Raw genomic sequence first — 18559 nt, forward strand, 5'->3', positions numbered from 1 at the left:
CATGGACCATCGCACAGCAACCCCCGACAACCCCTGGCTGGCCCTGCGCACGCTGACCCCGGCCCGTATCGCCCTGGGCCGCGCCGGCACCAGCCTGCCGACCGGTGCACAACTGGACTTCCAGTTCGCCCACGCCCAAGCCCGCGATGCCGTGCACCTGCCGTTCGACCATGCGGGGCTGACGGCCCAACTTACTGAGCGCGGGCGCGACAGCCTGGTGGTGCACAGCGCCGCGAGCGACCGCGACCAGTACCTGCAACGCCCCGACCTGGGGCGACGGCTGAACGAAGACTCGATTGCGGCCCTGCGTCAGCATGCCGAGGCCAACCCGGGCGGTGTCGACCTGGCCATCGTGGTCGCCGACGGCCTCTCGGCCCTGGCCGTGCACCGTCACACCTTGCCTTTTTTGACCCGCTTCGAGGAACAGGCCGCAGCCGACGGCTGGACCAGCGCCCCGGTGGTGCTGGTGGAGCAGGGCCGGGTGGCGGTGGCGGACGAGGTGGGCGAGTTGCTCGGCGCACGCATGACCGTGATGCTGATCGGCGAACGCCCGGGGTTGAGCTCGCCCGACAGCCTCGGCCTGTATTTCACCTACGCACCACGGGTCGGCCTGACTGACGCCTACCGCAATTGCATCTCCAACGTGCGCCTGGAAGGCCTGAGCTACGGCATGGCGGCCCACCGCCTGCTGTATTTGATGCGTGAGGCCTGTCGCCGGCAGCTTTCCGGGGTGAATCTGAAGGACGAAGCCGAGGTCCATAGCCTCGACAGCGATACCCCCGCCAGCCAAAAAGGAAACTTCCTACTCGGAAAAGAGTAAAAATCATGTCACGGAAGGCGGATTGCGCTTCTCGCCCGCATTGGGCAGCATGCTGTCGAGCGCGACTTGCAAACCGCTGTTTCCCCAAATGGATCCTGAGGGCCGCACATGCGTATCATCAAGGCAACCCTGGAACACCTCGACCTGCTGACCCCGCTGTTCGTCAAATACCGCGAGTTCTATGGGCAATTGCCCTACCCGGACAGCTCGCGCAGCTTTCTGGAAAAACGCCTGAGACGCGATGAGTCGGTGATCTATCTGGCACTGCCCGATGACGACGATAGCAAGCTGCTGGGCTTCTGCCAGCTGTACCCGAGCTTTTCGTCGCTGTCGCTCAAGCGCGTGTGGATCCTCAACGACATCTACGTGGCCGAGGACTCGCGGCGCATGTTGGTGGCCGATCACCTGATGCGCGAAGCGAAGAAGATGGCCAAACAGACCAATGCCGTACGCATGCGGGTTTCGACCAGCGCCAATAACGAGGCGGCGCGCAAGACCTACGCGTCCATCGGGTTTCGCAAGGACACCGAGTTCGAGAGCTACATCCTGCCGATCCAGCCGGATTGACCTGTTCCGGCCGCTTCGCGGGTTCAGCCGCGAAGCGGTCAGTGCAGGCCATGCCGCCTCCGGTAACCCCCCGCTACAAACTCCCCGGGCATGATCCTCACTTCGCCGTATAATGGCCCACTTGTCATGTGTGAAAGTTTACCCATCCCCAGGTAACTGAGCCTACGCCCAAGAACACAGGTGCTGTACATGGATTTCAACCCGCTGGACCTTATCCTGCATCTCGATGCTTACCTCGATCTGCTGGTCACCAATTACGGTCCCTGGATCTACGCCATCCTGTTCACCGTGATCTTCTGCGAAACCGGCCTGGTGGTGATGCCGTTCCTGCCGGGCGATTCGCTGCTGTTCATCGCCGGCGCCGTGGCGGCCGGTGGCGGCATGGACCCGGTGCTGCTGGCGGGCCTGCTGATGGCCGCGGCAATCCTGGGTGACAGTACCAATTACGTGATTGGCCGAACGGCCGGCGAGCGGTTGTTCAACAACCCTAACTCGAAAATATTCCGCCGCGACTACCTGCAGCGCACCCACGAATTCTATGAGCGCCATGGCGGCAAGACCGTGACCCTGGCGCGCTTCCTGCCGATCTTGCGCACCTTCGCGCCGTTCGTCGCCGGCATCGCCCACATGCACTACCCGCGTTTCCTGGGCTTCAGCGTCGCCGGTTCGCTGCTGTGGGTAGGTGGCCTGGTGACCTTGGGTTACTTCTTCGGCAACGTGCCGTTCATCAAGCAGCATCTGTCGTTGATGGTGGTCGGCATCATCTTCCTGTCGCTGGTACCGATGGTGCTCGGCCTGCTGCGCGGTCGCCTGGGCCGTACAGCCAAGGCGCACTGACCACCGCCATGTGGTCTTTCAGCGCCTGGCGGCGCCAGCGTACCCTGGCGCGCTACCCGATCGCCCCCGAGCAATGGCAGGCCGTTCGCGAGCACTTGCCGTTACTCGACGGCATCAGCGCTGAAGAAGACCACTGGTTGCGCGAAGCCTGCATCCTGTTTCTGCACGAAAAGCACCTGACCACCCTGCCCGGTGTCGAGCCAAGCGACGAACAGCGCCTGTTCCTGGCGGCCCAGGCCCAGTTGCCTTTGCTGCACCTGGGCGAGCTGAACTGGTACCAGGGCTTTCACGAGATCATTCTCTACCCCGACGACTTCAAAAGCCCCCAGCGCCACCGCGACGCCAGCGGCGTGGAGCACGTGTGGGACGGCGAGCACAGCGGCGAAGCCTGGCAACAGGGCCCGGTGATTCTGGCCTGGAACGGTGTGCTGGCCAGCGGTGGGTGGGAGGCCTACAACCTGGTCATCCATGAGCTGGCGCACAAGCTCGACATGCTCAACGGCGATGCCAACGGCCTGCCGCCGCTGCACAGCGGCATGCCGGTGGATGAATGGGCGAGTGCCATGCAACAGGCCTATGACGACCTCAATCGCCAGCTGGATCTCAACCCCGACGCCGAAACCGCCATCGACCCGTACGCGGCGGAAAACCCGGCGGAATTCTTTGCCGTCACCAGCGAATATTTCTTCAGCGCCCCCGACCTGCTGCAGCAGGCCTACCCACAGGTGTACCAGCAACTGTCGCTGTTCTACCGCCAGGACCCTTTGGCGCGTCTTGGCCGGTTGCAGGCCGAACACCCCGCTTACCGCGAAAGCCACGCCTGACGCGGCCGCACATCAGGGCAGGCGTGGCATGCCCTGGCGGAATGTGCCTATAATCGCCGCCACTTTTTGGTCAAACACGGGGGCACTGCCCAATGAGCTACAGCAAGATTCCGGCGGGCAAAGACCTGCCGAACGACATCTACGTCGCCATCGAGATCCCGGCCAACCACGCGCCGATCAAATACGAAATCGACAAGGACAGCGACACCCTGTTCGTCGACCGTTTCATGGCTACCCCGATGTTCTACCCAGCCAACTATGGCTTTATCCCGAACACCCTGGCCGACGACGGTGATCCGCTGGACGTGCTGGTCGTGACCCCGTACCCGGTTGCCCCAGGTTCGGTCATCCGCGCCCGCCCGGTCGGCATCCTGAACATGACCGACGACGGCGGCGGCGACGCCAAGGTCATCGCTGTTCCGCACGACAAGCTGTCCCAGCTGTATGTCGACGTCAAGGAATACACCGACCTGCCGGCCCTGCTGATCCAGCAGATCGAGCACTTCTTCGCGAACTACAAAGATCTCGAGAAGGGCAAGTGGGTCAAGATCGAAGGCTGGGATGGCGCCGACGCCGCCCGCGCCGCAATCACCAAATCGGTTGCTGCCTACAAGGGCTGATACCGATTGCTGAAAAACCCCGCCCAGGCGGGGTTTTTTTATGCGCTCACGATGGCCCGACCAGTAAAAAGTCCTACGCCGCCCTACTCCAACGCCCTACAACCAAGCACTTTTCGCACAAAGCGCATCAACACCCGGTTCATATCCGCACTGGCACACGGCCGCTACACTCGCGGCCATGAACACATCCGGTGACCGCCTCAAAGCCCTGCTTCACGAATGTGGCTTGACCCCTTCCGATTTCGCCGCCCAGCGCAGCGTCACACCCCAGCACGTCAACAACTGGTTCAAGCGCGGTGTTCCGTTGGCGCGTCTCGACGAAATGGCCGACCTGTTTTGTGTACACCGCCGCTGGCTGCGCAGTGGTGAAGGCCCCAAGCACCCCAACCCGATCTTGCGCAGCGGCCCACCACCGCCCACCCACGACACCCCGCCCTCCCCGCTGTCGGCCCACGGCGGCCGGATGCTGCAAGTGCCCCTGCATGAATTGCATAACGGCCGGCTTGCCCCGGTTGCCAGCAAACACCTGCGCCTGCCCTGCAAGGCACTGAAGACCTTGGGCGTTGCTGCAGACCAGGCGATCTGCCTGGCCATGCCTGCCGCCAACATGGCCCCGCTGATCCCGCAGGAGGCTACCTTGGCTGTGGACCTGGGCATGACCAAGGTGATCGAGGGCGAAACCTACGCCCTGCTGCACAATGGCACGCTCAGGGTAAACAACCTCAGCCTCGGCCAGCATGGCACCCTGTACCTGCACAGCCACGACCGGCGCAACTACGCCGTCGAGCGCTACACCCGCGCCCAACGCCAGGCACAGGGCCTGGAGATTATCGGCTGGGTCTTCCACTGGTCGCATTTCCGCCGGCAGCGCCCCGGCTGAAACAGACTGTGCCATTTTTTGCTGGGCATCCTGCGCGAGCCCTTGTATGCTACGCGGCACATTTAGCCCCGACCGGCGCAAGCCGCGGTCCAGAGGGCTCGGCGACACCCCATACGGGCGTTTGCCATCTCTATCAGGTCCTTGTGACCACACAGTTAAGGCGGTTGCGGCTTACCATAAATTAGTCGGAAGCGTCCCCGAGAAGCCGGCCACAAGCCGGCTTTTTAATGCCTGCAGAAAATGCAGGACGATGGCAAAACCCGCTGCGCCATCGCCCTCACCTTCCTTCAGAACCGCGCCACCATCCCCATCCGCACCGTGCGCCCCGGTGCCGGCATGAAGCTCTGCGCCAGCGGATCCAGGTAATAGCGATCGGTCAGGTTCTGCAGCGAAACATTCACCTCGGTGTTCTCCAGCAACTTGTACTTGAGGAACAGATCGAACAGTGCCACCGAGCGGTACTCGACCTGCGGCGTGGTGGCGCCGGACTGCCAGGGTTTGTCGAGGGTGCTGGTGGGGCCGGAGGTGTAGGTCACGCGCCCGCCCAGCGTCAACGCCTCGTCGAAGAAGCGCAGGCCGGTGGTCAGGTTGCCTGAGAAGCGCGGCGGGTTTTGGGTGTTGGTGTAGGAGCCCATGAAGCTGCCCGGGGTGCAGTTGGGCGTGTCCTGGGTCTTCTGGTAGGGGTTGGCCGTGGCGCGCAATTTGCTGGCAAACGCCGCGTCGCAGGTTTCGGTCTTGAGGTAGTAAGTGGCCGACAGGTCGGTGAACACGCGGCCGGCATCGTAGTGCGATTGCAGCTCAAGGCCACGGGTGCTGAAGCTGTCGGTGTTGCTGAAGGTCATCTGGCCCCACAAACCTGGGCTTGGGTCGTAGTAGCGGGTGATGTAATTCTTGATGTGGTTGTCGAAGAAGGCCAGTTTGATCGCCGCCGAGTCGTGCGCGGTAAAGAGGTTGTCGCGCAAGGCGCTGACGCCGATTTCCCAGCTCTGCGAGCGCTCGGGCTTGAGGCTTTTGCCGGGGGTGACTTGCTGGGTGCCCTGGCTGGTCTCGAACAGTGAAGGCAGGCGCAGGCCTTGGGTGTAGGTGACGTAGAAGAACGTGTCGGGTATCAGCTCGACATTGATGCCGAAAGCCGGCGCGAAGCCGCCGCCGCTACTGCTGCCCTGCGGGGTGTGGTCGTAGCCTGTGACCACGCTGCTGATGCCTTCTGGGTTGACCTCCACGCGGGTCGCACCGAAGTCGTTGAAGCGCACGCCGTTGAACGGCTCGTTGCTGTTGCCGAAGACGATGCCGTTGTTCAGGCGCGGGTCGGTGGCGTCGGTGTACTGGCCGTTCTGGTCGGGGAACCAGGTCATGCTGCCCCAGCCCTTGGGGCCGCTCGCCGAGATATAGCGCACCTCGCGATCCTCACGCCGGGCGCTGGCCAGCACGGTGTTGTCCTTGGTGCGGAAGTGGCTGTACCGGCCACCACCCCACAGGGTCAGTTGCTCGATCGGCTGGTACTCGAGCTTGCCGTTGAAGCTGAACTCCTGCCTGGATGCATCGCGCAGGGTGCGGTTGGCATCGATGTCGTGCTGGGTGATCAGCACATTCTTCTGCGGTTGCAGGTCTTCAAGCTGGAACGCGCCGCCCAGGTCCAGTGTGAAGTCGCCATGGGCGGTCTGGAATTTGGAGACGTTGTTCAGGTCGCCGCCGATACGGCGGTTGTCCTGGCGTGTCCAGCTGCGGTCCGTACGAAACAGCTGGGAAACCGGTGCAGTCCATGACGAACTCAACGTGCTGGTCTTGGCGTCGGTCATCCACAGGTTGCTGGTCAGGTCGACCCACGGGTTGCCGGCAGGCAGGTAGTGATAGCGCGTGGTGTAGGTATCGATCTTCACCTCGCCCAGGGGGAACTGGTAGATACCCGCAGTACCGTAGCGGTAGATGTCAGAAGGCATGATTTCGGCGCTGCGCCCATCGTAGCGGCGGTAGCCCAAGTCCAAGGTGTGATCGTCGGCGATGCGCCAGGTGGCCTTGAGCAGGTACGAGTCGGTTTTCGAGGAAGAGTTGAGCACTTCCTCGCCCGCGTTGTAGGTGCTCGCCACGCTGGGCTGTTCACTGCCGTACTGGTTATAGATGCGGTAGCGATCCTGGCCCTTCTTGCCGGAGAAATAGTTACCTTGATTGCGGTGCGCATATGCCGCCACCACGTCCAGGCGCTCGCTGGTGAAGGCAAACGCGGCACTGCCAGATTCAGCCTCGGAGCCGAACAGGCTGGCGCGGTTGTCGCGGGGTGGCGCGGTGAGGTTTTCATCCTTGGCGCTGGCGCTGCGATGAGCGGGGGCTACGCCGTTGTCCCAGAGGTCGCCCTTGAGGCGCACGCCGACCTGGTTGCCGTCGACCAGAATGTCCTGCACGCCGATGGTCTGCATTTCAACCGTGCCGCCAATCGCCCCAGACTTGGTCGACGGGCCTTTGTTCACGGTCAGGCTGCTGATCAGGTCGGGGTCGATGTAACTGCGTTGCTGGGTGCCGCCATAACCGCGATAGACGTCCAGGGCCTGCTCCGAACCATCGACCTTGACTGCCACCCGGCTCTGCCCCTGGATACCGCGGATGTTGACGTCCAGGGCACCGCCATTGCGCGTATCACCGACCTGCACGCCGGGCACGCCGTTGAGCAGATCGCCTGCGGAAACACGGCCGAAGCGGTCGATCTGTTCGCTGTTCAGGTGCACCGAAGAGCGTGGCGCCCTGTAGGTATCCGCCTCTAGCCCCTGGGCGGCGGCCTCGACCATCGTCGGCGATAACTCGGCCGCCGCATTCGGCGCAGCACGCTGGGCGATCAGCACGTAGCTCCCGGTCGAGCTCGGCACCAGTTGCAACCCGGCGTTGGCCAGCAACCGCTGGATACCCTCGCTGACTGTATACCGGCCCTTCAAGGCCGGCGCCGTACGCCCACGGGTCAACTCAGGGTCGTAGGACAGCAGTAGCCCGGACTGGCTGGTGAAGCTGCCCAGGGCTGCGCCCAGCGGGCCCGGGGCAATGTTGTAATCACGCGGTGTGGCATCGTCCAGGCGGGTGGCGGCGAGCGCAGCCGTGCCGGTGTTCTGTGCCAGGGCCAGGCTGCTGTTCAACAGGCCGGCGCCGCAGCAGCCGATCATCGTGCAACGCAGGGCAAACGTGATGGGCGCCAGGCAAAGTCGAGGGCGCGGAGCAGGTGAAGGACAACGTACTGGGAGCATGCTTATCTCGCTCGTAGGGTTTGCGCCCACCACTGGCTGCGGGCTGTTACCTCCTCTGTCGCACGAGATCGAAAAAAGGATATGGGGGCATGAGCACCGGCTGAATTTACCGATTCGGCCTTGTGATCTGAGCAATTCTAGTGATAATGGTTTTCATTTGCGACCGTCATGTACCGATTCAACCGACGATGAATGCGCCCTTTTCCCCGCCGAACAGTACCGAGCCGTGCAGCGTCGAGACGCTGTACATCGAGAATCACGCCTGGTTACGCAACTGGCTCGCCTACCGGCTGAGGTCGTGGGGGCGCGGCGTGGCCGATGATCTGGCGCACGATATCTTCTTGCGGGTGCTGACCAGCCGAGAGGGCGCGCGGGCCGAACCGATCCGCCAGCCACGCGCCTACCTGACCCGCATCGCCAATTGCGTACTGGTCAGTTGGCGCCGCCGGCAGTCGCTGGAACGCGCCTGGCTCGAAGCCCTGCTGCTGCTGCCAGAACCCGAGCACCCTTCGCCTGAGCTGCAAAGCGTGATCCTGGAAACCTTGCACGAGATCGATGCGCTGCTCGACACCTTGCGCCCACGGGTCAGGCAGGCGTTTCTGATGGCGACGCTGGACGGCATGAAGCAGAAGGACATCGCCGTAGCCCTGAACATCGCATTGCCGACCGTCAAGAAGTACATCCACGAGGCCTACCTCACCTGCCTGACGCAGATGCCCGATGAATAGCGGCACTACCACGCTTGACGCTGCCATCCCCCAGCAGGTGCTTGCCCAGGCGGCCTCCTGGCTGATGCTGATGCAGGAGGGGCCGTTGCTGCCGGCCCAACAGCGCGAGCTGGAGCGCTGGCGGCTTGCCAGTGCCGACCACGAGCGCGCGTGGAAACGGGCGCAGCACCTGCTCACGCGCCTGGGCAGCGTGCCGCCCACGCTGGCCAAGCAGACCTTGGACCGCCCGACGGGCAGGCGCGCCGTGCTGCGCGGGCTGCTCCTGCTGATGGGCGCCGCCCCCCTCAGTTGGTGGGCATGGCGCTCGCAGGCCGGCGACTACCGGACGTCGCTGGGCGAGCGCCAGCACGCACGGCTGGCCGACGGCACGCAGATCACCCTCAACAGCGACAGCGCGGTGGACGTGCTGTTCGATAGCGCGCAACGCTTGCTGCACCTGCGCCGGGGCGAGCTGTACATCGTTACCGCTGCCGACCCCCGCCCACTCCTGGCGCGAACCCAACAGGGCCAGTTGCTTGCCCTGGGCACGCGGTTCAGCGTGCGCCAACTGGCCGATGAAACCGTGGTCGCCGTTTATGAAGGTGCTGTGCAGGTACGCCCTGAGCGCGCCAGCGTGGCGCCAGGCGAGCACATCATCCAGGCCGGGCAACAAGTGCGCTTCAGCCGTGAGCACCTGGGCAGCATCGAGGCGGTGCGGGAAACCACCCTGGCTTGGCGTAACGGGCTGCTGGTGGCCGACGACATGCCGCTGCGCCAGTGGACGCAAGAACTGACGCGCTACACCGACCAGCACCTTGAATGCGACCCTGCCCTGGGCGAGCTGCGGGTGTCTGGCACGTTCCCGGTCGATGACTTGCCACTGGCCTTGGCCATGCTGGCGCAAACCTACATGCTGCAGGTTCGCCAGACCGGCCGGCAGGTGTTTATCAGCCGTTGACCACCCTATACGACCGAGCGAGATTCCCCGATGAGCAAGATGCCCCTGTACCTGGCCATGGCGCTGGCCCTGGCTGCGCCCGCCGCTTTGGCGAAGCCGGAACGCGAGCAGAAGATGGACACTTCACTGCTGCAGCGCCAGGACCTGGCCTACCGCTTCAGCCAGCTGGACCTGGACTCGGCCGACGGCCAGCGCCATTACCGCCTGTGGGTCGGCAAACCGGACCGCCCAGCCCCCGCCGCAGGCTACCCGGTGCTGTGGATGCTCGACGGCAATGCCGCGCTGGGCGCGCTGGACAGCGCACAGCTGAGCAAGCTCGCCGCCGGCCAGGCGCCGTTGCTGGTGGCCGTGGGTTACCAGACCGATCAGCGTATCGACCGAGCTGGGCGGACCTATGACTACACCCCGTCGGTACCCGGGCAGGTGCAGCAGCGTGACCCGCTGACCGGCCAGCCCAGCGGCGGCGTGGATGCATTCTTCGACCTGCTGAGCCAGCGCATGCGGCCGAGGGTGGCCGCCGTGGCGCCGATCGACCTGCAGCGGCAAACATTGTGGGGGCATTCCTATGGTGGCCTGGCGGTGCTGCATGCGCTGTTTACCCGGCCGGCCGAGTTCAGTGACTATGCAGCGGCCAGCCCGTCGTTGTGGTGGCGTGATGGGGTGATTGTTGGCGAAGCCCAGGGGCTGCAACAGCGCTTGGGTGATCACCGCCCGAGGTTGCTGCTGATGCGTGGTGGCGACGAGCCTTCGAGCCCGCGTGCATCTATGAAAAGCGATGGGGAGCAGCCGGCGCAGGCGCTGGCAGCGGACCTGGCCGACGTGCAGGGTTTGCAGGTGCGGTTCGAACGGTTTGACGGATTGGGGCATGGGCCGATGTTGCCGGCCTCGCTGAAGAAATTGATCGACGAGATGTCTCGGTAAACTTGTTCCGGCCTCCTTCGCGGGGCAAGCCCTCGCCTAGAGGATCACCACGGGCTCTGAGGGCAATGGAGCCCTTCTGTTGCTTCAGTTTCACCGCCGAAGGTCGCCTAAGGTCTTAGTCGCGCGGGTTGCCAGCAGGGTGGCACTGTGCTGTATGCTTGGCCGGTCTTCAGGGCGGGGTGCAAGTCCCCACCGGCGGTAAATCGAAAGATGAGCCCGCGAGCGCCCCGGCCATGCCGGGGGTCAGCAGATCTGGTGAGACTCCAGAGCCGACGGTCATAGTCCGGATGAAAGAAGGCGTCAGGCAGGGGCCATTCGGGCGCCTCTGCGCGCGCGTTTTGTTCGCCCCGAGACGTTCATCGATCATTCACGAGGAGCGTTTCATGTCACCTATGCTGCAAAAGCAATTCCCCAACCTTTCTGCCGCCATCGCCGCCTTCCAGGCCGGGCGCCCCGTGCTGCTGCTGGACGACGACGACCGCGAGGACGAAGCGGACATCATCGCCGCCGCCGAAAACATCTCGTTGCAAACCATGGCCATGATGATTCGCGACTGCAGCGGCATCGTCTGCCTGTGCCTGGACGAAGCCACCGTGGACGCACTGCAGCTGGCGCCGATGGTGCAGAACAACCAGGCGCGCCACGGCACCGGCTTCACCGTCACCATCGAAGCGGCCGAAGGCATCACCACCGGCGTTTCGGCGCACGACCGGATTACCACCATCGCGGCGGCGCTGAGCTCGACAGCCGAGCAACGCCATATCGTCAGCCCTGGGCACGTGTTCCCGCTGCGTGCGCGCAACGGCGGGGTGCTGACCCGTCGTGGCCATACCGAGGGTTCGGTAGACCTGGCGCGCCTGGCCGGGCTGCGGCCGGCAGCGGTGCTGTGCGAGCTGATGAACCCCGATGGCAGCATGGCCCGCGGGGAGCAGGTGGCGGTGTATGCGCGGCAGTACAATTTGCCGGTGCTGACCATTGAAGAGCTGGCGCAGTATCGCGAGGCGATGGTGGCCCGCGAAGCCGAGATTGCCTGATAAACCGGCGGGGCCGCGCTGCGGCCCCAAAGCCTGACTGACGTTCACAAGTTTGCTCCCCTTGCCCTGCTCTGCTAGTGTCGCGCCGTTAAGAACGCCACCGAGACAGCCGCCATGGCCCGCAAAAAAGCCTCCCTCGATTTCGAGCAATCCCTCGCAGACCTGCAAGCCCTGGTCGAGCGCCTGGAGAACGGCGAGTTGTCGCTGGAAGATTCGCTGGCCGCCTTCGAGCAAGGTATCGCCCTGACCCGCGATTGCCAGGGCGCACTGGCCCAGGCCGAACAGAAGGTGCAGATTCTTCTGGAACGCGACGGCGAGCTGGCAGCCCAACCCTTCGACGCCGAGCCGCAAGCATGATCAACAGCTACCAGGCCAACTGCCAGGCCCGCGTCGACGCCGCCCTCGAACCCCTGTTCGAAGCGCCAACCAAAGAGCTCGAGCGGCTCTATGCCGCCATGCGCTACAGCGTGATGAACGGCGGCAAGCGTGTGCGCCCGCTGCTCGCCTACGCGGCCTGCGAAGCGTTGGGTGCGCCTGCCGAACAGGCCAATGGCGCGGCCTGCGCGGTCGAGCTGATTCACGCGTACTCGCTGGTGCATGACGACCTGCCGGCGATGGACGACGACGACCTGCGCCGCGGCCAGCCCACCACCCACAAAGCCTTCGACGAAGCCTGCGCCATCCTGGCCGGTGATGGCCTGCAGAGCCTGGCCTTCAGCGCCCTGCTCGACACGCGCCTCAGCCCGCAGTCCGACACCCTGCGCCTGGCCATGGTCCAGGCCCTGGCCAAGGCTGCCGGCCCGGCGGGCATGGTCGGCGGCCAGGCCATCGACCTGGGGTCGGTGGGTATCAAACTGGACCAGCAAGCCCTGGAATTCATGCACCGGCACAAGACCGGTGCGCTGATCGAAGCCAGCGTGCGCCTCGGCGCCCTGGCCAGCGCCCGCGCCGAACAGGCGCAACTGGATGCCTTGCAGACCTACGCACAGGCCATCGGCCTGGCGTTCCAGGTGCAGGACGACATCCTCGACGTAGAAAGCGACACCGCCACCCTGGGCAAGCGCCAGGGCGCCGACATCGCACGTGACAAACCGACCTACCCGGCCCTGTTGGGCCTGGAAGCCGCCAAGGCCTATGCCATCGAACTGCGCGACCAGGCGCTGGTCGCATTGCAAGGGTTTGGGGAAAATGCCGAGCCCCTGCGGGCGCTGGCACGCTATATCGTCGAACGCCGCAACTAAACACCGACGCCAATCCCGCACAACCCGTGGTCGAATGGGCACTTTTCCCACAATGGGGTAAACTGCCGCGTCTTCACACCTATAACGACTCGCCTGATGCCCACGACGTTTCAAGAGATCCCCCGCGAACGCCCGGTCACGCCGTTGCTCGACCGCGCTGACACGCCTGCCGGCCTGCGCCGGCTGGCCGAAGCCGACCTGGAGACCCTGGCCGACGAGTTGCGCCAGGAACTGCTCTACACCGTGGGTCAGACCGGTGGGCATTTTGGCGCCGGCCTGGGCGTCATCGAGCTGACGATCGCCCTGCACTACGTCTTCGACACCCCGGACGACCGGCTGGTATGGGACGTCGGCCACCAGGCCTACCCGCACAAGATCCTCACCGGCCGCCGCCAGCGCATGCTCAGCCTGCGCCAGAAGGACGGCATCGCCGCCTTCCCGCGTCGCAGCGAGAGTGAATACGACACCTTCGGCGTCGGCCACTCCAGCACCTCGATCAGCGCAGCGCTGGGCATGGCCATCGCCGCCCGCCTGCAGAACAGTGCACGCAAGTCGATCGCGGTGATCGGCGACGGCGCCCTGACCGCCGGCATGGCTTTCGAGGCGTTGAACCACGCCCAGGAAGTCAACGCCGACATGCTGGTGATCCTCAACGACAACGACATGTCGATTTCGCGCAATGTCGGCGGCCTGTCCAACTACCTGGCCAAGATCCTCTCCAGCCGCACCTACGCAAGCATGCGCGAGGGCAGCAAGAAGGTGCTCTCGCGCCTGCCTGGCGCCTGGGAAATCGCCCGCCGCACCGAGGAATACGCCAAAGGCATGCTGGTCCCAGGCACCCTGTTCGAAGAACTGGGCTGGAACTACATCGGCCCGATCGACGGCCACGACCTGCCGACCATGATCGCCACCCTGCGCAACATGCGTGACCTCAAGGGCCCGCAGTTCCTGCACGTGGTGACCAAAAAGGGCAAGGGCTTCGCCCCGGCCGAAGTCGACCCGATCGGCTACCACGCCATCACCAAGCTCGAACCTGCCGACAAGCCCGCCGCGCCGAAGAAGCCCAGCGGGCCCAAGTATTCCGCTGTGTTCGGCCAGTGGCTGTGCGACATGGCCGCCAGCGACAAGCGCCTGGTCGGCATCACCCCGGCGATGAAGGAAGGCTCTGACCTGGTCGACTTCAGCGAACGCTACCCGGAGCGCTACTTCGACGTGGCAATTGCCGAGCAGCACGCGGTGACCCTGGCTGCAGGCATGGCCTGCGAAGGCAGCAAGCCGGTGGTAGCGATCTATTCGACGTTCCTGCAGCGCGCCTATGACCAGTTGATCCACGACGTGGCGGTGCAGAACCTCGATGTGCTGTTCGCCATCGACCGCGCCGGCCTGGTCGGCGAAGACGGCCCGACCCACGCCGGCAGCTACGACCTGTCGTACCTGCGCTGCATCCCCGGCATGCTGGTGATGACCCCGAGCGACGAGAACGAGCTGCGCAAGATGCTCACCACCGGCCATCTGTACAACGGCCCGGCGGCGGTGCGCTACCCACGCGGTACGGGCCCCAACGCGCCGATCAGCAGCGACCTTGAACCCTTGGAGATCGGCAAGGGCGTCATCCGCCGCCAGGGTGAGAAGGTCGCCTTGCTGGTGTTCGGCGTGCAACTGAGCGAGGCCTTGCAGGCTGCCGAGCAGATCAATGCCACAGTGGTCGACATGCGCTTCGTCAAGCCGCTGGACGAGGCACTGGTACTCGAACTGGCTGCCAACCATGAGCTGCTGGTAACCATCGAAGAGAACGCCATCATGGGCGGTGCGGGGGCTGCCGTGGGCGAGTTCCTGGCCAGCCAGGCGGTGACCAAGCCGCTGCTGCACCTGGGGCTGCCAGACCTTTATGTCGAGCATGCCAAGCCTGCGCAGATGCTGGCTGAGTGTGGGCTGGATGTGGCTGGGATCGAGGCTTCGGTCAAGGCTCGGATGGCCAAGCTCGGGCTGTAATCCTTGGGGCCGCTTTGCGGCCCATTCGCGGGACAAGCCCGCTCCCACAAGTACATCACTCTTCTCGAGAACAGTGACAAACCTGTGGGAGCGGGCTTGTCCCGCGAATAGTCTGGAACTGCCCATGAAAATCCCGAGCTTCACCGCCACCCTCCTGTGCCTGCCACTTCCGCTCCTGGCCGCTGAACGCGACAACGCCCTGAAACTGCCCGACGTCCTGATCAGCGCCAACCGCCAGGTCGAGTCTCGCACCGCCACCAGCGCCGCCAATACCATCTTCACCCGCGCCGACATCGACCGCCTGCAACCCACCAGCGTCACCGACCTGCTGGCCCGTGTCCCAGGCGTGCAAGTGGCCCCCACCGGCGGGCGCGGCAGCGTGCCCGGCATTTTCATCCGCGGCACCAAGGCGGCGCAGAGCCTGGTACTGGTGGATGGCGTGCGCATCGCCAACGCCACCTCTGGCGACAGTGGCCTACAGTTTCTCGACGTTGACCAGATAGAGCGTGTCGAGGTGCTGCGCGGCTCCCGCTCGGCGGTATACGGCAGCGACGCCATGGGTGGCGTGATCCAGATCTTCACCCGCCGCAGTAGCGGCCCCGGGCTGCAGCCACGCCTGCGCCTGGCCGCCGGCAGCAACCAGACCTGGCAGCGCAGCCTGGGCCTGTCCGGTGGCGACGACGCCACCCGTTTCAACCTGGGCGCCAGCCTGGACGAGACTGCCGGCATTGACGCCACCGGCCCCTCCTTTGCCAGCGACGGCGATCATGATGCGTACCGCAACAAGTCACTCAACCTGAGCCTCAGCCACACCTTCGGCGAACGCTTCGAGGCCGGCCTGAACCTGCTCGACAGCCGCGGGCGCAGTGAATACGACAATCCGTACGGACGCTTTGATCAAACCACTAACCTCTCTTATGAGCAAAAACCCTACACCGACTTCAGCGTCAGCAGCCTGGGCACTTACTTCGACGCCCAGCTCAACAACACCTGGCATTCACGCCTGGAGCTTGCCCACAGCGAAAACCGTGACGACAAACGCGACAAGCTCAGCGATGAGCACTCCGTGTTCAACACCTATCGCGATCAGGTTACCTGGCAAAACGACCTGGCCCTGGGTGAGCAGCACAACCTGTTGATCGGCGGCGATTGGTACGAAGACCGCGTGCACGCCAACACCGATTTCAACAAGGACAGTCGCTGGAACCGCGCCGCCTTCATTCAGCATCGGTACAAGGGCGAGCGGTTCTCCACCGAACTGGGGGTGCGCCGCGACCAGAACCAGCAGTTCGGCGGCCAGACCACCTGGAGCGGTAGCCTTACCGTGCCCTTGAACGCGCACAATGATGTGCTGCTGTCCTACAGCGAAGGCTTCCGGGCACCGACATTCAATGACCTGTATTACCCACAGTTCAGCAACCCCGACCTGAACCCGGAGCATTCCCGAAGCTACGAGTTGCAATGGCGCAGCCAGCTTGCCGCCGACAGCCGGCTGGAGACCTCGCTGTACCGCACCGACCTGCGCGATGCGATCATCTTTGGCCAGGACTCGATCCCACGCAATGTCGCCTCGGCGCGGGTCAACGGGTTTGAACTGTCACTCGATCAGCAATGGGGCGCGTGGCGCAGCCAGCTGGGGCTGGCGCTGATCGACCCACGTGACCGCGACAGCGGCCATACCCTCGCCCGCCGTGCCCGCCGTACCGTGAGCCTGGACCTGGACCGCGCATTCGGGCCGTTCAGCGTGGGCGGGAGCTGGCAAGCCGTCAGCAGCAGCTACGATGACGAAGCCAACCGCAACCAGCTCGCCGGCTTCGGCCTGCTCGGCCTGCGGGGTAGCTGGGCAGCAACGGATGAGCTGAAACTGGAAGCGAAGCTGGACAACCTGCTGGACCACAGCCACAGCCGTGCCCGGTACAGCTACGAGGGCGCCAGCCACGGTTACCGCGAGGAAGGCCGCACCGTGTTGCTGAGCGTCACCTGGACGCCGGCGCTCTAGCGTCGAGCAACGCACACAGGCGCGCGGTGGCCTCGATCATCTGCCCGCTGGGCCGCTCCAAGCCCTTGTCCGGCACCACCAACAGACGATCCCCAGCCACAGCACTCAGACGTGGCCAAGCCTCCCAACTTGCCAGCTGCGCCTGGTCACCCGCCAGAATCACCTGGGGGTCCTGCTGCAATACAGATTCCACGCTCACCTGGGGCGCCGGCTGGCTCAGATCGGCGAAAACATTGCGTGCGCCGCACACGGCCAGGGCATCGCTGACCACCTGCCGGCCACCCAGGGTGTACAACGGCTTGTCCCAGACTTGATAGAACACCCGCAGCGGCTGCTCACGCCGATACTGCTGACGCAGGTGCCGCAGCCTGTCGCGCAAGGTTTGCGCATAATGCCGGCCCTGCTGGTCACGGCCGACGCGCTGGGCGATGGCTTCGATCTGATCGATCAATTGGTCAATGCTATGGGGCTCGGCGCTGAACGCGGCGATGCCCAGGCGCTTGAGCTGATCACGCTGCGCTGGCGCGACACTGCCCGGCCACAGCAGCAGCAAGTCAGGCTTCAAGCTGAGCAGGCGCTCCATGTTCAGTTGCCCCAGACGGCCCACAGAAGGCACATCCTGCAGCGCTGGCGGGCGCTCGCCGCCGTCGAGCATGCCGACCAACAGGTCATCGGCCTGCAGCTCGAGCATGATCTCGCTCATCGAAGGCGCCAGGCTGACCACCCGCAGCGGCTCAGCCGCGCTGGCGGCACAGGCGCACAGCGCCAGCAGCCAGAGGAAGACGCGCATCAGCCCAGCTGACGAGGAATGCGGTACAGGTAGAGCACGACCACCGTGGACAGTGCCAGAAGAATCTGCGGCACCGCCTCCAGCCCCACCAGCACCGACAGCGCGGCGACCCAGGCAGGGAAGCAGGCATACAGCATGGCCAGGCGCCGCACCCGCGCCAGCTCGATCCAGGCTGCCGGCTCCTCGCTGCTGCCGAGCACCTTGGCGGTACTGATCAAGGCACGCTTGTAAGCGCCAAAGCGCGGCAGGCTGAGGAACATGGTCGCCGCACCGGCGATGAACAACGGCATGGCCAGCACCGGGATCAATGGATCACCGCCACCAAAAGCCCAGGCCATCACCGGCAGCGGCATTAGGCCTATCGCCAGGTATTGCCACCAGGCCAGGGCCAGGCGCCGCTTGACCTCGGCGCGGGTCACGCCTGGGGCACCTCGCCCTGGTGTTCGTTGCCCAGCATGTGGCCGAGCTTGCCGGCCTTGGTGGCCAGGTAGTAACGGTTGTGCGGGTTGTGCCCGGTATGCAGCGGCACACGTTCAGCGACGACGATGTTCATGTCGGTCAGGGCCTTGACCTTGCGCGGGTTGTTGGTCATCAGGCGCAGGGCCTTCACCCCCAGGTGCTCGAGCATCGGCAGGCAGATGGCATAGTCGCGCTGGTCGGCGGCAAAGCCCAGGCGTTCGTTGGCTTCGACGGTATCGGCGCCGCCGTCCTGCAGTTCGTAGGCGCGGATCTTGTTCAACAGGCCAATGCCGCGGCCTTCCTGGCGCAGGTACAGCAGCACGCCACGGCCTTCACGGGCGATAGCCTGCAGGGCAGCTTCCAGTTGCGAGCCGCAGTCACAGCGCTGGCTGAACAGGGCATCGCCGGTCAGGCACTCGGAATGCAGGCGCCCCAGCACCGGCTCGCCGTCCGCGATATCACCCAGGCTGAGCACCACATGCTCACGGCCGGTGGCTTCGTCGAGAAAGCCATGCATGGTGAAGGTCGCAAAGGGCGTCGGGAGTTTAGAGGCGGCAACAAAGACGACGGGCACGTTGTGCTCCTGGCATAAGTAGGAAATTTCTGTTGCGGCGATTGTATCAGCAGGTCGGCACCTGTGCGCTGGCTGAATACCGTCGCTTAAGATCGAAAAGTTCGATGCT

The 18559-nt window shown here is 64.6% G+C and carries 18 protein-coding genes and 1 riboswitch; of the genes, 14 read left to right on the forward strand and 4 right to left on the reverse strand.

Annotated elements, in window-relative coordinates:
- Position 1: 1 nt before the first annotated feature.
- The 6 genes from eutC (at position 2) to CKW22_RS24675 (ending at position 4548) form a co-directional block, all read left to right on the forward strand.
- Positions 2-820: an ethanolamine ammonia-lyase subunit EutC gene (gene eutC, locus CKW22_RS24650; RefSeq protein ID WP_033703509.1), complete on the forward strand. Its 819-nt coding sequence runs from the start codon at positions 2-4 to the stop codon at positions 818-820.
- Positions 821-928: 108 nt separating this feature from the next.
- Positions 929-1387 carry a GNAT family N-acetyltransferase gene (locus CKW22_RS24655; protein ID WP_033703415.1) on the forward strand — a complete coding sequence of 153 codons (459 nt, stop codon included), beginning with the start codon at positions 929-931 and terminating at the stop codon, positions 1385-1387.
- Between the two features lie 189 nt (positions 1388-1576).
- Positions 1577-2224, forward strand: a complete 648-nt coding sequence (locus CKW22_RS24660) for a DedA family protein (protein ID WP_033703417.1) — start codon at positions 1577-1579, stop codon at positions 2222-2224.
- An 8-nt stretch (positions 2225-2232) separates the two neighbouring features.
- Positions 2233-3048 carry a zinc-dependent peptidase gene (locus tag CKW22_RS24665; protein ID WP_033703418.1) on the forward strand — a complete coding sequence of 272 codons (816 nt, stop codon included), beginning with the start codon at positions 2233-2235 and terminating at the stop codon, positions 3046-3048.
- A gap of 92 nt (positions 3049-3140) precedes the next feature.
- Complete coding sequence (gene ppa / locus CKW22_RS24670) at positions 3141-3668, forward strand: inorganic diphosphatase (RefSeq protein WP_016497835.1); 528 nt, start codon at positions 3141-3143, stop codon at positions 3666-3668.
- Between the two features lie 178 nt (positions 3669-3846).
- Complete coding sequence (locus CKW22_RS24675; protein ID WP_033703420.1) at positions 3847-4548, forward strand: XRE family transcriptional regulator; 702 nt, start codon at positions 3847-3849, stop codon at positions 4546-4548.
- A 287-nt stretch (positions 4549-4835) separates the two neighbouring features.
- Here CKW22_RS24675 and CKW22_RS24680 read toward each other — a convergent pair whose 3' ends face one another.
- A complete protein-coding gene (locus CKW22_RS24680; protein WP_256577335.1) occupies positions 4836-7775 on the reverse strand; it encodes a TonB-dependent receptor in 2940 nt (979 codons plus the stop codon).
- Between the two features lie 188 nt (positions 7776-7963).
- Between CKW22_RS24680 and CKW22_RS24685 the strand changes: the two genes are divergently transcribed.
- The 8 genes from CKW22_RS24685 (at position 7964) to CKW22_RS24720 (ending at position 16627) form a co-directional block, all read left to right on the forward strand.
- A complete protein-coding gene (locus CKW22_RS24685; RefSeq protein WP_033703427.1) occupies positions 7964-8503 on the forward strand; it encodes a sigma-70 family RNA polymerase sigma factor in 540 nt (179 codons plus the stop codon).
- On the forward strand, positions 8496-9440 hold the full coding sequence (locus CKW22_RS24690; RefSeq protein WP_047583484.1) for a FecR domain-containing protein: 945 nt from the start codon (positions 8496-8498) through the stop codon (positions 9438-9440). The genes CKW22_RS24685 and CKW22_RS24690 overlap by 8 nt, the downstream gene beginning before the upstream one ends.
- Positions 9441-9470: 30 nt before the next feature.
- Positions 9471-10361: an alpha/beta hydrolase gene (locus CKW22_RS24695; RefSeq protein ID WP_033703430.1), complete on the forward strand. Its 891-nt coding sequence runs from the start codon at positions 9471-9473 to the stop codon at positions 10359-10361.
- Between the two features lie 161 nt (positions 10362-10522).
- Positions 10523-10664: riboswitch (FMN riboswitch) on the forward strand.
- 80 nt (positions 10665-10744) lie between these two features.
- Positions 10745-11395, forward strand: coding sequence for a 3,4-dihydroxy-2-butanone-4-phosphate synthase (gene ribB, locus CKW22_RS24700; protein WP_047583482.1), 651 nt, complete (start codon positions 10745-10747; stop codon positions 11393-11395).
- Between the two features lie 114 nt (positions 11396-11509).
- Positions 11510-11752: an exodeoxyribonuclease VII small subunit gene (locus CKW22_RS24705; RefSeq protein ID WP_033703432.1), complete on the forward strand. Its 243-nt coding sequence runs from the start codon at positions 11510-11512 to the stop codon at positions 11750-11752.
- Entirely contained in the window at positions 11749-12636 is an 888-nt protein-coding gene (ispA, locus tag CKW22_RS24710) for a (2E,6E)-farnesyl diphosphate synthase (protein WP_033703434.1), read from the forward strand. Before CKW22_RS24705 ends, ispA begins: the two co-directional genes overlap by 4 nt.
- 96 nt (positions 12637-12732) lie before the next feature.
- Positions 12733-14628, forward strand: a complete 1896-nt coding sequence (dxs, locus tag CKW22_RS24715; RefSeq protein WP_033703435.1) for a 1-deoxy-D-xylulose-5-phosphate synthase — start codon at positions 12733-12735, stop codon at positions 14626-14628.
- 124 nt (positions 14629-14752) lie between these two features.
- A complete protein-coding gene (locus CKW22_RS24720; protein WP_033703437.1) occupies positions 14753-16627 on the forward strand; it encodes a TonB-dependent receptor domain-containing protein in 1875 nt (624 codons plus the stop codon).
- Here the strand turns inward: CKW22_RS24720 and CKW22_RS24725 are convergent.
- From CKW22_RS24725 to ribA, 3 genes are read right to left on the reverse strand one after another with little or no spacing between them, the layout of a single operon-like run.
- Positions 16605-17417, reverse strand: a complete 813-nt coding sequence (locus CKW22_RS24725; protein WP_033703438.1) for a cobalamin-binding protein — start codon at positions 17415-17417, stop codon at positions 16605-16607. The genes CKW22_RS24720 and CKW22_RS24725 overlap by 23 nt on opposite strands.
- Positions 17417-17836, reverse strand: a complete 420-nt coding sequence (locus CKW22_RS24730) for a hypothetical protein (protein ID WP_033703439.1) — start codon at positions 17834-17836, stop codon at positions 17417-17419. The genes CKW22_RS24725 and CKW22_RS24730 overlap by 1 nt, the downstream gene beginning before the upstream one ends.
- The gene (gene ribA / locus CKW22_RS24735) at positions 17833-18450 is read right to left on the reverse strand and encodes a GTP cyclohydrolase II (protein WP_033703440.1); all 618 of its coding nucleotides are present in this window, start codon (positions 18448-18450) and stop codon (positions 17833-17835) included. The genes CKW22_RS24730 and ribA overlap by 4 nt, the downstream gene beginning before the upstream one ends.
- Positions 18451-18559 lie beyond the last annotated feature (109 nt).

The organism is Pseudomonas sp. Irchel s3f19, assembly GCF_900187555.1.
Lineage (GTDB): Bacteria > Pseudomonadota > Gammaproteobacteria > Pseudomonadales > Pseudomonadaceae > Aquipseudomonas > Aquipseudomonas capeferrum.